The following is a 250-nucleotide window of genomic DNA, read 5'->3' on the forward strand; positions in this document are numbered from 1 at the left end:
CACCAGCGCCCGCGCCCAACCGCGCGATAAAGGTCGTTGTGAAAGGCCTGCAAATCCGGATCGCCCTGTCGCACGAACCGGCGTTTGTGCTCGGGCGTGGCCTCCAGCCGGTCAGACAGGAACCCAAGCGGGTAGCTGTCCCATGATGCGATATCCAGATCGGCGCCCACGTCGAAATGGTCGAAATCGGTTACGCGCCCCATGTAGTTATGCGCAATCGGCACACCCGAAAACCGGCGGATGATGTCGC

Annotated in this window: 1 protein-coding gene; it reads right to left on the reverse strand. The window is 62.0% G+C overall.

Annotated elements, in window-relative coordinates; translation table 11 throughout:
* Window positions 1-250, reverse strand: a 250-nt coding sequence (locus tag RYX56_RS24180) for a beta-galactosidase (protein WP_317124359.1), incomplete at both ends; no start/stop codon positions are given.

This window comes from Alkalihalophilus lindianensis (genome assembly GCF_032843265.1).
Lineage (GTDB): Bacteria > Bacillota > Bacilli > Bacillales > Bacillaceae_D > Alkalihalophilus > Alkalihalophilus lindianensis.